Annotated in this window: 19 protein-coding genes; 4 read left to right on the forward strand and 15 right to left on the reverse strand. The window is 49.6% G+C overall.

Annotation, left to right across the window (positions count from 1 at the left end; all coding sequences use genetic code 11):
- Positions 1 to 430 precede the first annotated feature (430 nt).
- The 4 genes from K6K13_RS23650 to K6K13_RS20395 form a co-directional block, all read right to left on the reverse strand.
- The gene (locus tag K6K13_RS23650) at positions 431 to 583 is read right to left on the reverse strand and encodes a helix-turn-helix domain-containing protein (protein WP_350338141.1); all 153 of its coding nucleotides are present in this window, start codon (positions 581 to 583) and stop codon (positions 431 to 433) included.
- A 96-nt stretch (positions 584 to 679) separates the two neighbouring features.
- Positions 680 to 1,063, reverse strand: a complete 384-nt coding sequence (locus K6K13_RS20385) for a hypothetical protein (RefSeq protein ID WP_222158593.1) — start codon at positions 1,061 to 1,063, stop codon at positions 680 to 682.
- Between the two features lie 70 nt (positions 1,064 to 1,133).
- On the reverse strand, positions 1,134 to 1,511 hold the full coding sequence (locus K6K13_RS20390) for a hypothetical protein (protein ID WP_222158594.1): 378 nt from the start codon (positions 1,509 to 1,511) through the stop codon (positions 1,134 to 1,136).
- A 78-nt stretch (positions 1,512 to 1,589) separates the two neighbouring features.
- Positions 1,590 to 2,093, reverse strand: coding sequence for a LuxR C-terminal-related transcriptional regulator (locus K6K13_RS20395; RefSeq protein ID WP_222158595.1), 504 nt, complete (start codon positions 2,091 to 2,093; stop codon positions 1,590 to 1,592).
- Between the two features lie 1,348 nt (positions 2,094 to 3,441).
- Between K6K13_RS20395 and K6K13_RS20400 the strand changes: the two genes are divergently transcribed.
- Positions 3,442 to 4,605, forward strand: coding sequence for a phosphoadenosine phosphosulfate reductase domain-containing protein (locus K6K13_RS20400; RefSeq protein ID WP_222158596.1), 1,164 nt, complete (start codon positions 3,442 to 3,444; stop codon positions 4,603 to 4,605).
- Positions 4,606 to 4,651: 46 nt separating this feature from the next.
- On the opposite strand, the gene K6K13_RS20405 is transcribed toward K6K13_RS20400, so the two are convergent.
- From K6K13_RS20405 to K6K13_RS20435, 7 genes are all read right to left on the reverse strand, one after another.
- Positions 4,652 to 4,993, reverse strand: a complete 342-nt coding sequence (locus K6K13_RS20405) for a GlpM family protein (RefSeq protein WP_222158597.1) — start codon at positions 4,991 to 4,993, stop codon at positions 4,652 to 4,654.
- A gap of 147 nt (positions 4,994 to 5,140) precedes the next feature.
- Entirely contained in the window at positions 5,141 to 5,680 is a 540-nt protein-coding gene (cueP, locus tag K6K13_RS20410; RefSeq protein WP_222158598.1) for a copper-binding periplasmic metallochaperone CueP, read from the reverse strand.
- An 87-nt stretch (positions 5,681 to 5,767) separates the two neighbouring features.
- Positions 5,768 to 6,343, reverse strand: coding sequence for a sugar phosphate isomerase/epimerase family protein (locus K6K13_RS20415; protein WP_222161200.1), 576 nt, complete (start codon positions 6,341 to 6,343; stop codon positions 5,768 to 5,770).
- Positions 6,344 to 6,346: 3 nt separating this feature from the next.
- On the reverse strand, positions 6,347 to 6,583 hold the full coding sequence (locus K6K13_RS20420; RefSeq protein WP_222158599.1) for a hypothetical protein: 237 nt from the start codon (positions 6,581 to 6,583) through the stop codon (positions 6,347 to 6,349).
- Between the two features lie 84 nt (positions 6,584 to 6,667).
- The gene (locus tag K6K13_RS20425) at positions 6,668 to 7,945 is read right to left on the reverse strand and encodes an ABC transporter substrate-binding protein (protein ID WP_222161201.1); all 1,278 of its coding nucleotides are present in this window, start codon (positions 7,943 to 7,945) and stop codon (positions 6,668 to 6,670) included.
- Between the two features lie 25 nt (positions 7,946 to 7,970).
- Complete coding sequence (locus K6K13_RS20430; protein ID WP_222158600.1) at positions 7,971 to 9,146, reverse strand: oligogalacturonate lyase family protein; 1,176 nt, start codon at positions 9,144 to 9,146, stop codon at positions 7,971 to 7,973.
- 2 nt (positions 9,147 to 9,148) lie between these two features.
- Positions 9,149 to 10,459, reverse strand: coding sequence for a Gfo/Idh/MocA family protein (locus tag K6K13_RS20435; protein WP_222158601.1), 1,311 nt, complete (start codon positions 10,457 to 10,459; stop codon positions 9,149 to 9,151).
- A 129-nt stretch (positions 10,460 to 10,588) separates the two neighbouring features.
- Between K6K13_RS20435 and K6K13_RS20440 the strand changes: the two genes are divergently transcribed.
- On the forward strand, positions 10,589 to 11,158 hold the full coding sequence (locus tag K6K13_RS20440; RefSeq protein ID WP_222158602.1) for a hypothetical protein: 570 nt from the start codon (positions 10,589 to 10,591) through the stop codon (positions 11,156 to 11,158).
- Positions 11,041 to 12,183, forward strand: coding sequence for a hypothetical protein (locus K6K13_RS20445; RefSeq protein ID WP_222158603.1), 1,143 nt, complete (start codon positions 11,041 to 11,043; stop codon positions 12,181 to 12,183). The genes K6K13_RS20440 and K6K13_RS20445 overlap by 118 nt, the downstream gene beginning before the upstream one ends.
- A 257-nt stretch (positions 12,184 to 12,440) precedes the next feature.
- Here the strand turns inward: K6K13_RS20445 and argG are convergent, their stop codons facing one another.
- Entirely contained in the window at positions 12,441 to 13,796 is a 1,356-nt protein-coding gene (gene argG / locus K6K13_RS20450; protein ID WP_222158604.1) for an argininosuccinate synthase, read from the reverse strand.
- Positions 13,797 to 14,283: 487 nt separating this feature from the next.
- On the opposite strand from argG, the gene K6K13_RS20455 reads away from it, so the two are divergent.
- Positions 14,284 to 14,859 carry a DJ-1/PfpI family protein gene (locus K6K13_RS20455; protein WP_222158605.1) on the forward strand — a complete coding sequence of 192 codons (576 nt, stop codon included), beginning with the start codon at positions 14,284 to 14,286 and terminating at the stop codon, positions 14,857 to 14,859.
- 39 nt (positions 14,860 to 14,898) lie between these two features.
- On the opposite strand, the gene xylR is transcribed toward K6K13_RS20455, so the two are convergent.
- From xylR to K6K13_RS20470, 3 genes are all read right to left on the reverse strand, one after another.
- Complete coding sequence (gene xylR / locus K6K13_RS20460; RefSeq protein ID WP_222158606.1) at positions 14,899 to 16,083, reverse strand: D-xylose utilization transcriptional activator XylR; 1,185 nt, start codon at positions 16,081 to 16,083, stop codon at positions 14,899 to 14,901.
- Between the two features lie 130 nt (positions 16,084 to 16,213).
- Entirely contained in the window at positions 16,214 to 17,416 is a 1,203-nt protein-coding gene (gene xylH, locus K6K13_RS20465; protein ID WP_222158607.1) for a xylose ABC transporter permease XylH, read from the reverse strand.
- Complete coding sequence (locus K6K13_RS20470; RefSeq protein WP_222158608.1) at positions 17,394 to 18,935, reverse strand: xylose ABC transporter ATP-binding protein; 1,542 nt, start codon at positions 18,933 to 18,935, stop codon at positions 17,394 to 17,396. The genes xylH and K6K13_RS20470 overlap by 23 nt, the downstream gene beginning before the upstream one ends.
- Positions 18,936 to 18,992: the final 57 nt, after the last annotated feature.

The raw sequence follows: 18,992 nt of genomic DNA on the forward strand, positions 1-18,992 counted from the left end.
ATTGTGCATGAGAGGAGAGAGGCGAACCACTCAGAGTGAGTACGAACAAGAATACGCCCGATAAGTAAATAGGGTTTACTCTCAAAAATCGTAATAAACGACAAAAGAAATCACGCATAAACATGTATTTCAACTGTAATTCTGAAAATAACGAATACAGGAAACGACAGAAAAATAAAAATAGGAACGAGTCACCATCACGCCACAAACTATTCTTACAATCGTGTCTTGCTATCGAGGCTTATCAGTAATTTTTCACAGAAAGATTAAAACAAATTCAGCGGCGAATCTTTCAAAAAATGACTCAATCCCTCCATGAGAGATAAAAGTAAAAAGCAAAAGATAAAAAATCATAACTAGTTGATTAAAAACATATTAAATTTAAACGCATTATCGTGGCTATAACACAAACAAGTTATCATCTTTTCATTCAAAATTTTTCTGGCAAATCGGAAACAGAGATAAGTTTACCCTCTTTGGTTTCAATATACCCCCCTTTTTTCAACTCAGACAGAATTCTCATGACATGGCTACGGGACAGCCCTGTTAACTTGATAATAATTGAGGCTATGCCAAATTGCATTCTAAAGTCCAGAGGTTTATCAATATAATGTAATAATATGCTTCTTATCACCTGATAACTGTCAAACTTTCCGGATATCAAGTTTCTTCGATATAATTAATTCAGGTTGGCGATCATCACGTAGATAAGGCATTCTTCCAGATGATTCTCTTTAATTATTTTCTGTAGCGTATTAACGTCACCTTGATAAATAACTGTATCATGGCCTCCAGTAAAATAAACGGGAAAATAGGCATCGTATAAAAAATTAACACCAAAAAAAACAGGGGCGTGTAGATGCCCAAGAAGAATATCTTCATTCTTTCTATAAACGGAGAGAAATCCAGACGATACATAGAAAAATGACATTAAATCCTGTTTACCCTTGGCATTTTTCACCCTCACCATATGAGGCAACAAAAAACTTTTCAATATATTTATCTTACTGCTCAATTTTTCTTCAAACAATGGGCAGCGTTTGTCTTCATAATGATATAACATGCTAAATTCTTACCTTGTAATAAAAACCGGTCTTCAATTTGAAGAATAGAAAAACATAAAAACGCCAACATCATATTTTATTAGCATAGATACCTATATTGAGTAACTCCAATATCTTCACAAAAATGACGGGATCAATATTTTTTTCTATTACCAAATGCGGGCAGAGTCTATTGATATAAAAATTGCTTCTATTTTTACTTTCAATTAAGAAAACGATCTTTGTTTTTTCTGAAACAGAACGGACTGAGGCTAAAAAATCCTCCGATATAATCCAAATCCTCTGTGAAGGATCAATAATGAGGATGTCGATGCTTTGCCATTTAAGAAGCTCGATGACTTCTCGTTGTGTTGCGGCAATATAAATAGGTTCAAAGGTATCAAGCAACGCCTTGGCACCAAGAACAAAGAAAGAGTCCAAATCATAGAAAACAATATTACTCGGCATAGTGAAACTCTGATTAAGGGATAATACAATCTCGAAGTTTTCTCACGCCTAATTTGGCGAAGAATCTACGCTTATAGGTCATAATTTTTTTTCCTTAATTTTCAACTGCTTTGATATATCTCTTACGCTTACTCCGCCAGTCATCATAGACAAAATAGTATTTTCTCTTGGACTAAGCACTTTCTGTACATTCACCTTTTTATCAGGTGCGACTTTCGAATCAATAAGTCGGTAGCCCGCAACAAAAAGATCGATAATGGACTCATAGAGATGCAGAGAGTTTCTCTTATCGACAACAGAAAGGTCTTTGCTAATACTAAGATCTATACATCCCTCGGTGAAGAGTAGGACTCTCACACCCAACGAATAGCATTTGATCTTGAAGAGTTCTATTTTCCTTTCACAATCCAATATATCATCTGTCACGATAACAAGAGATGGCGCATCATTAACAAGTTGCGTGAAAAATTGACGATAATTTTTCACATGTACATGTTGAATGTTTTTTTTCAGCAAAAGGTCAGATATGGTCTTACAAAAAAAGGAATCTTGACCAAAGAGCAAGACATTATTTATTACCATAACCCCTCCGCTACGTATTTATCGTGAGATTTAACTTTCTCACTTGCCGCACAGGCTTAACGTTGATCATCCTAAAGTTACCTATCCAACAAAGGGCAACCAAACCGATATCATGAAAAGATACGAATGAACATCTACAGCTTCAGATCGCATCCAGCTATAGCGGAAAGGATTTAAATATTCTTCTTCTCTGCACAAGAGCACCAATCGACGCAGTGACCTAAAACAAGTGTAGCTCAAGTATCAAGATAGTGAAGCGTGACACTTTCACTCATTGTTATTATAAACATGATCCTAAAGCGTACTGTGTTTACATGATCCCTCCCCCTTGGCAAACCTCGAATCACATATAACGGTGGTTCTTATCACTCCGTTAAAAAGCTAATTTACGGCACGTCATCTCACGACGTTGTGGTCAGCCGCTTTTATACCGAGCAGTACATGCCATTCGATAAACACACATCACTTCATTCAATACATTCCGCCCTTCAGCAAAAACGCCAACATTTTCCCTAATCTCAATGAGGCCTTGCTGGGCGGCTTTCCTCTTTTCGTGTTCAACACAACGGCGTTCGGTGATAAGGGCAGCGTTAATGCAAGGCTTTCCTGGCACTCAAGAAACCAACACACTCATTCGCAGCACGAACAACACCAACAAAGGTGTGATGCCTTATCACAGAAGAATAAAATATGAATTAAGATAATTCTTGATTTTAATACCTGCTCATATCAGGTTAGGTATTCGAGACTTTCACCTATATCCTGAAAAAATCAGCGGATGTCAAAAAATACAGATTTTTACATTCAATAAAATCAAAACCAAATCGATTTTACCTGTCTGATCCTACTGGGTCACTGTCTCATTTAAGATACAAAAAAGAAAAATATACCACAGACTTGACGATAAAAATGCGCATTGAAAACACAGCAATCGGCTAGACGAGTACCTTACTCCCTGGCTGACAATTACAACGATTATTAATCGGTAGATAAATAAACCAATAATAATCGCTAAACTCATGACTATTTCCCTATAAAAATTTGCAATTAATTGAGCAAAAAATGACGAAAAATGACGAAAAATGACGAAAAATGACGAAAAAAAGTTTATATTAACGACCATAAAAAGTACACATACAGAGGTTTTCCCCATTCAGCACACCTCAATAATAAAAAGAATATCATATAGTTAGCGTTAACTTGCGGGAATGGCCGTCTTTGCAAATCGGTTATTTTTAACAAGCATGATAACGAGATTCATTTCTCACACCAACCCTATAAAATATAAAGGTTCACAGTTCGCTATCAGTCGGCAACCCAGAAAAAATTTTACCACCAAGGCCATAAGATGAAAGAGCCACATTCTATATCCAACGTTTTTGATGCAGCGTTATTACGCCTTGATATCGTTTTCAGGGATCATGAAGAAGTGTGTATCTCCTTATCTGGAGGCAAAAGCTCAACGGTATTATTACATCTTGCGGCTACGGTTGCTAAAGCTCACGGTAAAAAAATCACCGTATTATTTATTGATAAGGAAGCTCAACATTTGCAAACCATTTCGCATATACAACGCTTGAAACAGCTATATTGCGAGGTCATCGAACATTTTTATTGGATTTCGCTACCGCTCACAACTGAAAATAATCAACGCTATCATTCGCGCACCTGGATATCTTGGGAAGATAACGTTGAGTGGTGGAGAATTCCGCCAGCAGACACCATTACGGATCAAAAGCACTTTCCGTTTTACCATTATGCAATGACGGAGAGCAGCTTTACCTCTGCGTTTCTCAATTGGCTCTCCGCTGGAAAAACACTCGCCTTCGTCAAGGGAACGCTGTCCAATGAAGATGCCAACACCAACAGTCAACCGACACAAACAAGCTATGGCGTAGGCCGCAATGAACGCCTCTCTACATCAGAGACCAGCAGCCAGATTCATACGCTTTATCCTCTGTTTGATTGGCAATCACAAGACGTATGGTTATTTAACAGCCTGTCAAAAGCGACTTATAACCCCTTGTATGACCTCATGTATCGCTCAGGTGCACCACGTAGCAGCATGAAAATACAAGAACCCTTCGAACAACAAACCGCAGAAATTTTTCGGTGTAAGGCAGACTATGCGCAACCGGCCACGTTCAGTTGCGCTGACCCCTGTGACAACGCCCGCAAACCCGGCGAGAGGACATGGCAAAACCATGCCACATTCCTCTTGAACTCAATGCCGCAGAAAATGGCAGATCAATTCCGCGTCAACATCGCTCAGTACCTTAGTTGGCACCGCTCACGCGGCTTTCTGACGTGCATACCGGATGAAGAGGCATGCGCTAGCGAGGAGCACGATATCGTGTCGTGGGAAAAGATATGCGCCATGATCCTGAGTAACGATTATCGCAGCCTGGCCCTGACCGCTTCATCCTCATCTTCAGAGGACGCGACGCTTTGCTGTAGTAAAAAGAAATCACGTAGAAGGCGCAGTAATAGCAATGAAGCCATCTTTCTGTGATATCCATTCTCGTCGTTCAGGAAACCCAATCGCCACGGGGTATGCGCTACGGGTTATAGAAGTGCGCCCAGACTTTGATCAATACATAAGCAGAAGCGCTCCAACAGGCCACTGCGGATAGCAATGCCAATGGCAGCTTCATGGATGCGGTAAAATAGTAGAGTGATATCAGATAAATCAGATAGGGAATGATAGACCAGATGCCAAACAGGATGGTGGCTCGCAGCGCTTCGGTACCGCGCTCTGTTCCTACGATGTAGTGAGCAATTAAGGCAAAGGTAGGAAACAGCGGGATTAACCCCGCAATATAGTAGTGTCCGGTCTTAGCCAAAATACCAATCAGCACAACAATGACAGCGCCAAGAATGGCTTTGATTAACAGAGACATTGCAGATTTACCGTGCGGTGACAAGACCATCAGGTGTAACAGAAAAGGAAGAAAAAATACAGATACAACCGCAGTGTCGCTAAACCGATACGGCATGAGGATTGCCACCCCAGCATACGCGCTGAGGTAGCATAATCGTCGGTGTGTTTAGACGCTCTTCAGTCGTAGCGTGGTCATACAGGTTTGGCTGTCATCATAAGTCGCGAAAGGTGCCTGAGCGACACGCCCCTGATAGGTTACCTCAATGGTTCCCTCGGTATTTCGCGGCAACCAGCCCCCTACAAAACCATTCTGGTAGCTCGTCACGTCTTTATGCACAATGACAGCGCCCTGCTTGTCAGTAATTTTAACGTTGAATGCCGTGTTGGCCAGTTCTCCCTGACAGCCCGACAAGCTGTGATTAAAGCAAGGGTGTGTTTGCTGCACGTAGGGAGCAAACGACAAATAAAACTTGTCGCCCAGCGGATAAACATACTTCTGTTCCCCTTGGGTCAGCATCAATTGGGTCGCATTGATCGATGCAGAATAGGGAAGAGGCCGCGATTGGGTCGATTGATCAATGGTATTGACTATTTGTTCAACCGTTTTGCCCGCTAACCCCTGCTGCGCCAAAAATGATGTGGCATCAGCCTGTACTGCACCGCTCAAAGACAACGTCAGCAATATCGCCATGGTACGCGTATTCATCGTAAGACTCCGTCAGTCGATATAATTAGTACCGATGCTAAACCAATACCCCGTTGAAAGACCAGGCTATTAGTCTGCTTATGTGCGTTACAATTGACGCAAACGATGAATAAAAGGCCCGGACTCATCAATCACCGTCTGAGCTGATGGTCGGCAAAGGCACTCCAGCGAGATGGCACCTTGATAATGAGACTGCCGCAATTGGCGGTAGATATCATCAAACGGCAAGTGACCATAGCCAGGAAAAGCGCGGTTAGAATCAGCAAAATGCACATGCCGCAAGCGCGGCCCCATCAATGTAATGGCCTGCGCAAAGTCACGGTCTTCGATGTTGCCATGAAACACATCCCACAAAATACCAAGCTGTGAGGGTGAGCCAATAAGATCAAGAAATTGCACCAGTTCTTCTGCACTATTAAGGTGCTCGGCCTCATAGCGGTTCAGTGCTTCAACGATCAGGGTCACGCCGCGTGCGTGCGCATAGTCCAGACAAGGAGCGAGCCCCTGCGCCAAAAGCTGGCAATAACGCGTTGCGCTCAATGTCGTATCCGCCACGCGCAACGAACCAATCGTGACATAAGATCCTAACACCGCTGCCGCATCGATATGCTCAAAAAGACGCTGGCGCGTGCGGCGCAGGATTTCCGGGTCTTGTGCCAGCAGCGATCACCCTTCCCGCTTACGCGCCTGTCCGCTGGCAATGGTGGTGCAGCCCAATCCGTGTGCGGCTAACGCATCGGCTATCCGTGCAATATCGATCCCCTGATAATCCGAAATACACAGTTCCGCCGCATCAAATCCACTCGCTTTCAGCCACGCAATGCCTTTATGAATATCGGCTGCGCTAAACGGGGAAAAGGGCGCATCGTACTGGCAAGTCAGTGTTGCACTAAACGTAATCATTATCGTGTACCGTACCTTGGCTATCCTGGTGAAACCGTGTTCCCCGGCGCATGGCCGGGGCGTTCATTACGTGCTCGAAGGGCGTTATTTCGTGGCACGTTTCAGGATGCGATCGGCGCTTTTCGCGAAGGAGGATGCCGCGTCTTTTACAGACAGGCTCCCCTGATCGATTTTCTGGATGGTTTCATGGTAAAGCGCCACAAACTGCGGATTATCAAAATGGGGAGACGTCGGAATGGCATGCGGCAAGGCCATAAACGATTTCAGTCCGGCCACCACGATATTGTTTTCCTTGATGGTGCCATCCTGTACCAATTGTTGGTATGCCGCATTGCTGAGCGGCACGCCGCGCTCCAGCCCCATCGCCTTGACACCCGCCGCCTCATTCATCAGGAAATTGACCAGCAAAGCCGCCTCTTCCGGATGTTTGGTGGAGCGCCCAATACTCAGCATCATGGTCGGTTTGAAGAACAGTCCTGCGTCTTTCGCTCCCGGCAGCATAAAGAAAGGCCCAAGATCCAGTTTGTTATAAGGAGGCTGTAGGTTGGCCTCATACATGGTGGCATTGGTGTTCCACATGTAGATTCCCCCCCATTGTCCACTAATCCAGGGCTTCATCTCCCAGGTATTGGCTTTTCCATAGGAGGCCAGCACACGCATCGACGGGAAAACGTGGCTGTCGACCAAATCTTTATACAGTTGGAAGAACGCTTCCCACTGGGCTGGTGTATAGGTGAACGTCCCCGCTTTATCGTCGATCGCAGAGATGTTGTATTTCTGCACCATATAAGAATGCAGCAGCGTTAATGACTCCATGTAATCCAGCACCAGCGGGTAGCTGTTTTCATCCTTGGCTTTGAACGCCTTACCCGCTGCTTTTAGTTCATCCCAGCTGTTGGGGTAGGCTACCCCCATCTCTTGCCACAGCTTCTGGTTGTAGTAGAAGCTACGCGCGGTGGCCGCCACGGGAATGCCGTTCAGCTTGCCCGCCACCGACACACTCTCCAGCGACTGGGGATCGTACTGCGTCAAATCCAGTGTTTTAGCCACTTTGCGTAAATCATAAAAACCATGCCCATCTTTAGAAAAAATCGGCAGCCAGTTCCAGTTAGTCTGGACGACATCTGGCTCCTGGCCACCAGCAATCTGGGTGGTAAAACGGGATAAATAGCCTTCCCATCCCGAGTATTCCGCCTGAACTTTGATATTCGGATGTTGTTGTTCAAACGCTTTTATCGCCTGGAGCATTGCCTGGTGGCGGTTGTTTCCTCCCCACCAGGAAAATCTTAACTCCACGTTTTCCGCATACGCCATACCGGATGTGGCAAGCAGCAGGGTGGCGGCAAGCGTGACAGGTTTCATCAACATAGCTAAATCCTCTTATTTATCATTGAATAGCGCGGAGAATAGCGTCGGGAATACAGGCCAAATACAACGCAGGCTTGCCATCCTTATCCGAGGAGAACAGCACCTGTTTCTCATCGGGCGTGAAAGACGGGTGCGGGTGGGTAACCTGACGATCGCCATCCAGCACCGCCCATGAACTGCTGTGTTTGGCAATTTTGTGGGTGTGTTGGTGCTTCAAATCAAAGAGGTACAAATAGGGATCGGTTGCATCGCCGTACTTGTCATTGTCAACAATATCAATGGGCTTGCCGGAACCATCGCCAACCGTCCAGTGCCCATTGTCATTGCTCATCACATGCGAGCACGGCGGCATGGCAATAATCTTTTCATCAACACCCGTCTCAGGATCAACCCGGCACAAATAGCGCACCGGGCTGTCCTTCACATAGGTGACATACATCATGGCAGAGCCATCTGGTACCCAAAATTCATGGGTATAACTTTCCCCTGGTGCCGGCAATTTGACGCGGCGAATATGGCTGCCATCTTCGTTCATCAGCCACATGCGGGTTTCTACCCGATCCAGTGGCCCTTCATGGCAAAATGCAACGGTATCATCATCATGAGGACGGTAAATCGGGTGTCCTAACCACTGGTTCTCTTGTAATAGCGTGGTGCGCTCACCCGTTTGCAAATCAATGCGGATCACACGGCAGAGCGGATTTTCTTCATAAAACTGCTGGAACACCGTCCAGTCACTGACGGGCCGCCAGCTATCACGGTGGATTTCCACGCCTACCAGCTTGGTGCAGGCAGAGTTGGCGACCCAGGTGCCATAACCTACCCATTCATCCGCCACCTGATAGACAGTTTCCTCGGACAAATCCTGCAAGGTAACCCGCATCAGCGCCCGTTCTCCCTTCACGTAATAGAGGTATTGCTCGTCAGGAGAGAGGAATCCGCCAAAGGTGTTATCGCCTGCACCTTGCGTTAACTGTGTCGCTTTGCCGCTAGCCAGTTCCAACAGGTAGTAGTTGCGAAATCCATCGAATTCCGCCGCAAAAATCAGTGACCGACCTTCATCGAGAAAACATTTCTGATAAAAATAATTGCGGTGGCAGATAACGTTCGGGGGTGTCAATCGGGTCACCCGCGCGCAGGTATCCTCATCGATAGATTCATGGTACTCGAGCTGATAAACATCGCCTTTCGCCATTGCTATTGCTCCCTGTTTCGCCGTGACAGCAGCTTTCTGCCCACAGGCAATTCGTTGATAAATAACGGTTGATTACGTTGCATCGAGAGGTTTCCGCATACTCCCGTCAAAATCGACATAGCACCGGCATGGCTGTCAGCACGCCGCTTAAGCGGATCGGGCGCCGGGTTGCCAAACAGCTCTTCCAGGATCAGTGCGTCGCCGCCACCGTGTCCCCCTTGTCCGTAAGCCACCTCGATACGCTCCGGCGCACCAAACATCGGATACCAGGTGATATCGCAGTCCATCAGGCTGCCTTCGTGCTTGCGCTCTCCTCCGCCATTGACGTAAGAGTTCTCGACCAGCTTCATTTCCAGCCGCCCTTTGCTGCCGTTAAAGGCGATGTTCAACCCTTCCCACGGCTGATAGGCGTTGAGGGAGTAAGTCAGCAGCGTCTTGTTGCGGTACTTCACCATCACCGCCAGGGTATCTTCGATGCTGATGCCATCGCCGAACACGCTTTGGTCGCGCAGGTAGCCATCCTCATGCTCCGCATTCAGGTACAGCTCCTTGAGCATCGCCCGCTCCTCCATGTGCAAAGCAAACGGATCGTTACGGGCCGCCGATTGGTTATGGCAGCGGGAATAGAACTCGCTTACACCGCGCTGCTCGGCATTTTCCTTACCGTAGAACCGCAGATCGCCCTGCGCGAAGACGAACTCCGGCACGGAGTCGAGCCAGAAATTGACTAAATCGAAGTGATGAGTGGATTTATGGACCAGCAGCCCACCGCTGTTGCGTTTATCGCGGTGCCAACGGCGAAAATAGTCAGCGCCGTGTTGGGTATTCAGCAGCCATTCGAAATGCACCGAGAAGACATCACCGACCGTACCGTTGAGGATTAATTCGCGCAGTTTGCTGTGATGTGGCGCATAACGATAGTTAAACGTCACACGCAGATCGCGACCGGTGCGTTCGACGGCCTCAACGATCGCCAGGCAGCGTTCTTCATCAATGGTCATTGGCTTTTCCGTGATGACATCACAGCCCAGCTCCATCGCGCGGATGATGTAGCGATCGTGCGTGCGATCCACGCTGGTGACGATCACAATGTCAGGGCGGTGCTGCGCGATCATCGTCTCAAAATCGGTGGCTTTCCACGTCGCCACCTTCGCATGGCCCCACGTCTCCAGATTGCGATTGGCATAATCCATACGCGTCTGGTTCGTATCACAGAGCGCCACCAGACGCGCTGACTGCCGATAAGTGGTCGCAATCGCTTCCAGGTACATCCCCGAACGACCACCGGAGCCAACCAATGCATAAGTCTTCATCTTCATCTCCCTTCTTTGACTCTCATTGACTACACCGCGATTAGCCCCCCTGCGATTGACTCCCCCTCCCCACCGTTCTAATATCCGCATGCTGGTATCAGCGAGCAGGACGCGTGCAGGAGATTCGCCATGGGTAACCCGGTACCGCTGTTATTTCTTGAGGTAAACACCCCCGCCATCTGGCAGTGGGAGACGTTTACCGACATCATGCGTCATCTCAAAACGTTCCCGTTCAACGGGCTGATCCTGCATCAACAAACGCTGCTCGCGCTGTTGGCCAAACCTTCACCGCGATGCCCTCCCGCCACGGTGGAACATTTGCTGCTCGCTCGCAGCAATGCCCTGCACTATCTGCAAAACGTGGCGCGTTATTGCGAAGAGAACCATATTCAGCTGTGGCTACAGGGCGAAGCGACGCCAGACTGTCACGACCTGCACCGTAAATTTCCCGAGTTCTTTCTTTCCCAGGATCCACACAACGACGCGGCGTTTCTTAACCTGTTTTTTGGCGAAACCCTGCCTGAAATCCTGAGCCATTTGCCCACCGTGCGCGGCTTACGCCTCTCGCTTACTCACCTACCGTGCACCAGACAGCGTGGGAATCAGCGCTGCAACGCCTCTACCAGGGCCTGCGTTTACACGGCTGTCAGTTGGTGCTGCGCGATTATCAGGACAAAGCGTGGCCCCGCCAGCAGTTAAAGATGGCGTTGGATGTGCTGCCTAATGATGTACGCGCTTCCGTAAAAGCAACGGAGCTGGACTATCGTCCCGGATTTGCCAACAATCCCACCCTTACTCGCCTGAGCGGCTCCCGTAAGTGGGTAGAATTCGATCTGTGGGGCATCGAATACGGCTGGACGCTGCTCCCCTGCTGCCTGTTAGACGAACTGCAAAAACGTCTTCACTGGGCCTCCCAAACGCTGGGCGATGAGCTCGAGGCAATCACCGCACGCTTAAGTTGGGAATGGCTGCCAAACAATGCACTGCTGGGCTCAGTCAACGAACTGAATCTGTACGGCCTGTCGCGCCTGATCCGCGCGCCGTCAGTTGCCCCGCAGACGCTGTTTACCGAGTGGCTGGAACCCTACGCCCTGCGTCCTCTGTCACAACAAGAGATTGACGATCTGTTTGCCATCTATACCTCCAGCCACGACTGGATGTGTAAAACGCCCAGCCTGCTGGGACGACTGCTGCAACGTCATAGCCGCCCCCCGTATGACTTTGAGCAGGCGCTACAACTGCTGCATATGGATACCCGCAGAGCCAATTGGTCTCAGGCTTTTCAGCCACTGATGCCACCAGATGATGAAGCCGTTGGTGAGCAGCAAATGCAGCTCATCATCCTGGAAAAACAGAAATCTCGTTTTCTGGCGGAATACCTGCGCGCTCAGGTGGACAAAAAATTACCCGCCATGCCGCTCACGGACGCCTTTAAACACACGCTCACCGCTAGCTGGGAACGCGCCTTCTGGTATACCCGCGCTTACAGCCACATTACCCATGCTTTTGCGCTCCGCTTGTGGATCCACAAATACGGTAATAACCCCACGCAACACGAACAACTGCGGCAAGCGTTACATACGCTGCGGCACTTCATCACCGAGCTGGAAACCTGGTTTTCCTCGGCGGGCACACAACAGCCTTATACCTTTCACCTACTGCTCGACCCGCAGCGTCTTCTTCATTTGGCGGCCAGTCTGGAATGCGACATCACTGCGTCTTGACCGTGAAATGAGCATAAGCATTTCCCCACAGGTAAAACACACAGGAAAGCGACGCTCGGCATTCGGGGAGTGACTTATTGGGATAAAGTGTGCAACCACTCACATAATCAACGTTTTGTGTGTGATAACCGTCACAGGTGGCTCGACGGGAAGTGTGACAGCGGTCGTTTGTTGACCAGCATGCAGTAACGAAAACAAGCAAACAAAAAAGGGCACCCGTAGGTGCCCTTTTGCAAAAACAGACAACCAGCAGCGCGTTATTTGCTGCTCTTGTCCTGCAACTGCTCAAGACCTTCCATCTGCGGCAAGCCCGTCGTCGCCGAGGAGGACAGCAACCCAGTTTCAACATAGTTGAACAGTTTTTCACGCGTATCGATGATATCCAGATTACGCATCGTCAACTGACCAATACGGTCATCCGGTGAGAACACGGAATCGCCTTTTTCCATCGTCAGAAGTTCCGGCTTGTAGGTCAGGTTATCCGACACCGTATTCAGGATAGAGTAGTCATTGCCGCGACGCAGTTCCAGCGTCACTTCACCAGTGACGGCACTGGCCACCCAGCGTTGCAGCCCATCACGCAGCATCAAGGCTTGCGGATCGAACCAACGCCCCTGATACAGCAGACGGCCCAACTGACGACCGTGTGCATGGTATTGCTCAATGGTATCTTCGTTATGAATACCGGTAACCAAACGTTCGTAGGCAATGTGCAGCAGCGCCATGCCGGGGGCTTCATAGATGCCACGGCTCTTCGCTTCGATAATACGGTTTTCAATCTGATCGCTCATGCCCAAACCGTGACGACCGCCAATGCGGTTAGCTTCCAGCATCAGTTCAACATCATCGGCAAAGGTTTTGCCGTTCAGCGCCACCGGATAGCCGCGTTCAAAACGTACCGTGATCTCTTCTGCCGCAATCTTGACGTTCTCATCCCAGAACTTGACGCCCATGATCGGGTTAACGATCTTCACGCTGGAGTTCAGGAATTCCAAATCTTTCGCTTCGTGCGTTGCGCCCAGCATGTTGGAGTCAGTTGAGTAGGCTTTTTCTGCGGACATCTTATAGTTAAAGCCGGACTGCACCATAAATTCGGACATCTCCTGACGGCCGCCCAGTTCATCGATAAAATCCTTATCCAGCCACGGCTTATAGATTTTCAGTTCAGCATTGGTCAGCAGACCATAACGATAGAAACGCTCAATATCGTTACCTTTATAAGTACTACCATCACCCCAGATATTTACGCCATCTTCTTTCATGGCTGCGACCAGCATGGTGCCCGTTACCGCACGGCCCAGCGGAGTGGTGTTAAAGTAGGTCAGGCCACCTGTGGTGTTATGGAAAGCACCACACTGAATAGCGGCAATACCTTCCGCAACCAGCTGCTTGCGGCAGTCAATAAGACGGGCATTTTCTGCGCCGTACTCCATTGCGCGACGAGGGATCTCTTCATAGTCATCCTCATCCGGTTGTCCCAGGTTTGCGGTGTAAGCATAAGGAACCGCCCCTTTTTTACGCATCCACAGCAATGCTGCACTGGTATCCAGGCCTCCGGAGAACGCAATACCAATACGTTGACCTGCCGGAAGGTGCTTGAGAATCGTCGTCATAAAATAAATCCCTGCTCGATAGACTTATGGAGAGAAGCTTAACAGCCACACCACGATATGTTACGCCATGCATTGATGAGAAAAAATCAGATCGTTATGCGCGTGGCGGCACGCTCATGTACCGATACTGTTCGCCATCCAACAAATGCATATTTATGCAAAATAAATGAGTTATAATTTAAACATCTTTTTGCCGCGACAGGAAGAGCCGAGTGATGATTTCTGCAAAAAACCGTCGATGTCGCTAAGCCGCCTTTGAATGTAACGGTATCTCTGGATTTCTACCACAAAGAATAGGCAATGAAGAACAGCTCGGAGAGAAAACAAACGCAGCAGGCAATTATACCGCCATTTCACTGCCAATCCAGCGGCTAAAATCGATTTACGCGACGGGAAACCAAATAATAAAACAATGTTTCATTTAAAGGATAAATCTTTGTTATTCTCGGCGAACTATGTTTTCCCTTGCCTATTTGCTGGAGATGTTATGTCTAAGAAAGTCGCCGTCCTGCTGGCACCAGGCTTTGAAGAAGCAGAGGCGGTTATGGTGATAGATATCCTGCACCGTATGAAGATCGGCGTGAAAATGCTGTCCTGCCAAGACATGCTGGAACTGCGCAGCTATCACAATATCCGTATGTTTGCCGATGCACTGCTGGAAAGAAGCATGGATGAACTGTTCGATGCCGTGGTGATCCCAGGCGGCTTGCAAGGCACGCTGAGTCTGGCAGCAAACCCACTGGTTACCGAATTTATTCGCCGTCATGACGAGGCCGGAAAGCTGATCTGCCCGATCTGTTCGGCGGCAGCGCGCGTGCTGGGCGGCAACAAATTGCTAAAAGGCCGACGCTATGTCTGTTCTGGCGATCTCTGGAAGGATGTCACGGACGGCGTCTATGTCGATCAAAACGTGGTAGAAGATGGCAACCTGATCAGCGGCAAAGGGTTGGGTGTTGCCTTCGACTTCGCGGGTACTATTGCCTGCCGCTTGACCGGCGATGTTGAAGACACCAACTTCCAGATCGAGCATATCTATTACGATCACTGGCGCGTACCAGCCTAAAAACCGCTAGCCCGGCTATCGTAAACGAGGCCGGGCATTTCACCGATTCACATCTTCACCGAAGCGGTCACGATACTCTTTCGGCGTCAAATCATACTCTTTCCTGAACACCGCATAAAAGTAAGGCAGTGACGGGTAACAGCACATCAAAGAGATCTCGTTGATCGACAGTGAGGTCGACACCAACAGATTGCGCGCGCGCTCAAGTTTTTCTGCGTGAATCACACCGTGAATGGTCTGCCCCATTTCATCTTTAAAGCGCTTTTCCAGATTGGAGCGCGACATACCGACGGCATCCAGTACCTGTTCGACTTTGATTCCCTTACAGGCATAGCAACGAATATAGTGCATGGCCTGAATCACCGCCGGATCGTGCACCGAACGGTAATCGGTAGAACTGCGCCCCACCACCCGCACGGGGGGAACCAAAATGCGCTGAAGCGGCAGTGCGACCGGATGGTGTAATAACTGATGCAGCAATTTGGCGGCACGATACCCCATCTGCCGCGTGCCCTGCGCAACAGAAGAGAGTGCAACGCGCGACAGATAACGCGTCAGCTCTTCATTATCAATACCGATGACACAGAGTTTTTCCGGCACCGCAATGTTCAAATATTCGCACACCTGCAATAAATGGCGAGCTCGAGCATCCGTAACGGCGATAATGCCGGTTTGTGGCGGTAAGGCTTGCACCCAGTCTGCCAGGCGATTTTGTGCGTATTGCCAGTTGTCTGGTGCCGTTTCCATCCCCTGATACACCACGCCCTGATATTGCTCCGAGGCAACCAGTTGCCGAAAAGCGTACTCCCGTTCCTGCGCCCACCCTTTGCCACCTGAAGGCGGTAAACCATAAAAGGCAAAACGATTGAGTCCTTTCTCTTTCAGATGCATAAATGCACATTGCACCAATGCATGATTGTCGGTCGCGATGTAATGCACGGGCGGATAGTCATCGGGATCGTGATAAGAGCCGCCAACGCCCACCAAGGGTACGCCCACACGCTGCAACGACTGAACAATTTCCCGATCGTCAAAATCGGCAATCACGCCATCGCCCAGCCAGTCTTTCACATTATCAATACGGCAGCGGAAATCCTCTTCAATAAAAATATCCCAACCGCATTGAGAGGCCTGCAAATACTCACCTACGCCCTCCACCACTTGCCGGTCGTAGACTTTATTGGCATTAAACAACAGCGTAATACGATAGCGTTTTTCAAACATATTCACTGCTCCAGCCGTGGAGATGCCCTTCTCAATAGCACACCCCCACGGTGAGCAAAAATATTTTGCTGATTAATGCGAACCACAGCCGGTTTCCTGAGACCCGCTGACATCATGTCGCCAGAGACGGTCAGCCCTTACGCTTGGTGGCCGTGTCCATCCATACTGCCAACAGCAAAATGCCGCCTTTGACGATGTATTGCCAAAAGGTCGGAACATCCAGCATGCTCATTCCATTATCTAACGAGGCCATGATAAACGCGCCCATGACTGCCCCGGCTACGCTGCCTACGCCACCGGCCAAACTGGTGCCGCCAATCACGCACGCGGCGATGGCATCCAGCTCGGCAATATTGCCCGCAGACGGTGAGCCCGCTCCCAGACGCGAGCTTAAAATCAACCCGGCGACCGCCACCATCAGTCCGTTAATGGCAAAAACGGCCATCTTGCTGCGTGCAACATTGATGCCCGACAAGCGGGCCGCCTCGATATTGCCGCCAATGGCATAAATGCGCCGCCCAAACGCCGTGCGCGTTGCCATAAAAATCCCGCCCAGCATCAGCAGTGTCAAAATCAACACCGGCGTTGGCACGCCACGATAGTCATTCAGCAGGTAAATCGCGCCTAACACCAGCACCGCCATGACGGCCTGACGTCCGATGTCGCTGGCCGGACGCGTTACGCTGAGCCCCAGATTGGCGCGTTTTTGCCGCCGACGCCATTGCCAGGCCACAAATATCAATAGCCCCGCCACCCCAAGCGTAAACCCGACGCCCGCGGGCAGGTAGCTTTGGCCGATCTGCGCCATGGCACTACTGGTTGGAGAGACGGTGGTACCGTTGGTAATGCCGATGAGAATGCCGCGAAAAGCCAGCATTCCCGCCAGAGTGACAATAAAAGAGGGCACTTTACGGTACGCTACCCACCAGCCGTTCCAGGCACCCAATAACAGCCCCAAAACCAGTGTCACCACGATTGTCAGCGGCAGCGGCCATCCTAACCACACGTCAAAGATAGCGGCTAATCCCCCTAACAACCCCATCATGGAGCCCACCGAGAGATCAATTTCGGCAGAGACGATCACAAACACCATCCCCACCGCCAGGATGCCGGTGATGGCCGTCTGGCGCAGCAGGTTAGAGACATTACGCGCGCTGAGATAGGAGCCATCGGTCATCAAGGTGAAAAACAACATAATCGCGATGATGGCGGCAATCATGACAAACACCTGAAGATTCACCTGCTTGAACCAGCGCACGGCCTCCTCCACTGGTGCCGGTTGTTTGGGTGTCAGGGGGTCGACAGAGGCATTAGACGGTGGCGTTTTCAACATGTTGTTCGCTCCTCAGCGCGGCTTCCATAACCTGCTCTTGTGTCAAATCGTGATTAACCAAATCTGCTTTTATGCGTCCTTCATGCATCACCAGGACACGATCGCTCAGTCCCAGCACCTCGGGCAGCTCAGAGGAAATGACGATAATCGCCATCCCTTCTTTGGCTAACTGATTAATAAGTTTATATATTTCGTATTTTGCGCCGATATCAATACCGCGCGTAGGCTCATCGAGGATCAAAATATCGGGGTTTAACAACAGGCATTTTGCCAACATCGCTTTTTGCTGATTCCCGCCGCTCAGACGAGCAATGGCTAAATCCTGGCTGGCCGTTTTCACTTTAAGATGAGCAATCGACTGGCGAATCACATCCTGCTCGCGCGCGTCATCCAGCGAAGAGAACAGCCCGGAAAAGCGATCGAGCGCCGCCAGCGTGATGTTTTGCGCCACGCTCATTACCGGAACAATGCCATCCTTTTTGCGATCTTCCGGTACCATCGCGATACCCAGCGCCATCGCCTGCTGGCAATCATTTATCGCTACAGGCAGTCCTTTAAGCACAATCTCGCCCTGCCAGCGTCCACGATAAGCACCAAACAGGCATTGCACCGTTTCAGTCCGGCCAGAGCCGACCAGCCCCGCGACACCCAGAATTTCCCCCCGACGCAGCACGAAGGAAACATCATTGACACGACGAATATGGCGATTAACCGGATGCCACGCCGTCAGGTGTTCGACGCGCAGGATCTCCTCACCAATGTCATGCGCCTCAGAAGGGTAGAGCTCGGTGAGCTCCCGCCCCACCATCATGGCGATGATCTGCTCCTCACTGAGCGAGCTGGCAGGATGGGTACCAATATGCTTGCCATCGCGAATCACACAGATGACGTCTGAAATGGCTTTGACTTCATTCAGCTTGTGGGAAATGTAGATGCAGGCGATGCCGTGATTGCGTAAATCGCGAATGATATCCAGCAAAATCGCGGTTTCTCGCTCAGTGAGTGAGGCGGTGGGTTCATCCAATACCAGCAGTCGCACCTGTTTGTTAATCGCCTTGACAATCTCCACCAGTTGTTGCTGGCCCAGACCCAGTTCACCGACGCGGGTATGAGGATCGACGTCAAGCTTGACGCGCGCCAGCATGGTCTGGCAGCGCAAATACATGGCATCACTGTCCAATACGCCGCGTGTCGTCCACTCATTGCCCAGGAAGATGTTCTCCAACACGCTCATCTCTTTGACCAGCGCCAGTTCCTGATGAATGATGGCGATGCCCTTCTGCTCGGTGTCACGAATATGGCTGGCGTGCAACGGATCACCGGCGAAGACGATATCTCCGCCATAGCTACCAAAGGGATAAATGGCGCAAAGCACTTTCATCAGCGTCGATTTACCCGAACCATTCTCACCGCACAGCGATAACACTTGTCCGGCCTCTAACGTCAGGCTGACGTTATCCACCGCCTTTACGCTGCCAAACACCTTGGTGACGTTTTTCATTTCCAACAAGAACGGCATTCTCGCCTCCATCGTTCACTCGCCGCACACCCGGTCACGCAGCCTGCCTAAGCCCCG

Source organism: Symbiopectobacterium purcellii (assembly GCF_019797845.1).
Lineage (GTDB): Bacteria > Pseudomonadota > Gammaproteobacteria > Enterobacterales > Enterobacteriaceae > Symbiopectobacterium > Symbiopectobacterium purcellii.

What these genes read in the sequence shown, in the direction of transcription:
- K6K13_RS23650 (WP_350338141.1), bottom strand. Translation starts at nt 583, where the DNA reads ATGCAATTTGGCATAGCCTCAATTATTATCAAGTTAACAGGGCTGTCC.
- K6K13_RS20385 (WP_222158593.1), bottom strand. Translation starts at nt 1,063, where the DNA reads ATGTTATATCATTATGAAGACAAACGCTGCCCATTGTTTGAAGAAAAA.
- K6K13_RS20390 (WP_222158594.1), bottom strand. Translation starts at nt 1,511, where the DNA reads ATGCCGAGTAATATTGTTTTCTATGATTTGGACTCTTTCTTTGTTCTT.
- K6K13_RS20395 (WP_222158595.1), bottom strand. Translation starts at nt 2,093, where the DNA reads ATGGTAATAAATAATGTCTTGCTCTTTGGTCAAGATTCCTTTTTTTGT.
- K6K13_RS20400 (WP_222158596.1), top strand. Translation starts at nt 3,442, where the DNA reads ATGAAAGAGCCACATTCTATATCCAACGTTTTTGATGCAGCGTTATTA.
- K6K13_RS20405 (WP_222158597.1), bottom strand. Translation starts at nt 4,993, where the DNA reads ATGTCTCTGTTAATCAAAGCCATTCTTGGCGCTGTCATTGTTGTGCTG.
- cueP (WP_222158598.1), bottom strand. Translation starts at nt 5,680, where the DNA reads ATGAATACGCGTACCATGGCGATATTGCTGACGTTGTCTTTGAGCGGT.
- K6K13_RS20420 (WP_222158599.1), bottom strand. Translation starts at nt 6,583, where the DNA reads ATGATTACGTTTAGTGCAACACTGACTTGCCAGTACGATGCGCCCTTT.
- K6K13_RS20425 (WP_222161201.1), bottom strand. Translation starts at nt 7,945, where the DNA reads ATGAAACCTGTCACGCTTGCCGCCACCCTGCTGCTTGCCACATCCGGT.
- K6K13_RS20430 (WP_222158600.1), bottom strand. Translation starts at nt 9,146, where the DNA reads ATGGCGAAAGGCGATGTTTATCAGCTCGAGTACCATGAATCTATCGAT.
- K6K13_RS20435 (WP_222158601.1), bottom strand. Translation starts at nt 10,459, where the DNA reads ATGAAGACTTATGCATTGGTTGGCTCCGGTGGTCGTTCGGGGATGTAC.
- K6K13_RS20440 (WP_222158602.1), top strand. Translation starts at nt 10,589, where the DNA reads ATGGGTAACCCGGTACCGCTGTTATTTCTTGAGGTAAACACCCCCGCC.
- argG (WP_222158604.1), bottom strand. Translation starts at nt 13,796, where the DNA reads ATGACGACGATTCTCAAGCACCTTCCGGCAGGTCAACGTATTGGTATT.
- K6K13_RS20455 (WP_222158605.1), top strand. Translation starts at nt 14,284, where the DNA reads ATGTCTAAGAAAGTCGCCGTCCTGCTGGCACCAGGCTTTGAAGAAGCA.
- xylR (WP_222158606.1), bottom strand. Translation starts at nt 16,083, where the DNA reads ATGTTTGAAAAACGCTATCGTATTACGCTGTTGTTTAATGCCAATAAA.
- xylH (WP_222158607.1), bottom strand. Translation starts at nt 17,416, where the DNA reads ATGTTGAAAACGCCACCGTCTAATGCCTCTGTCGACCCCCTGACACCC.
- K6K13_RS20470 (WP_222158608.1), bottom strand. Translation starts at nt 18,935, where the DNA reads ATGCCGTTCTTGTTGGAAATGAAAAACGTCACCAAGGTGTTTGGCAGC.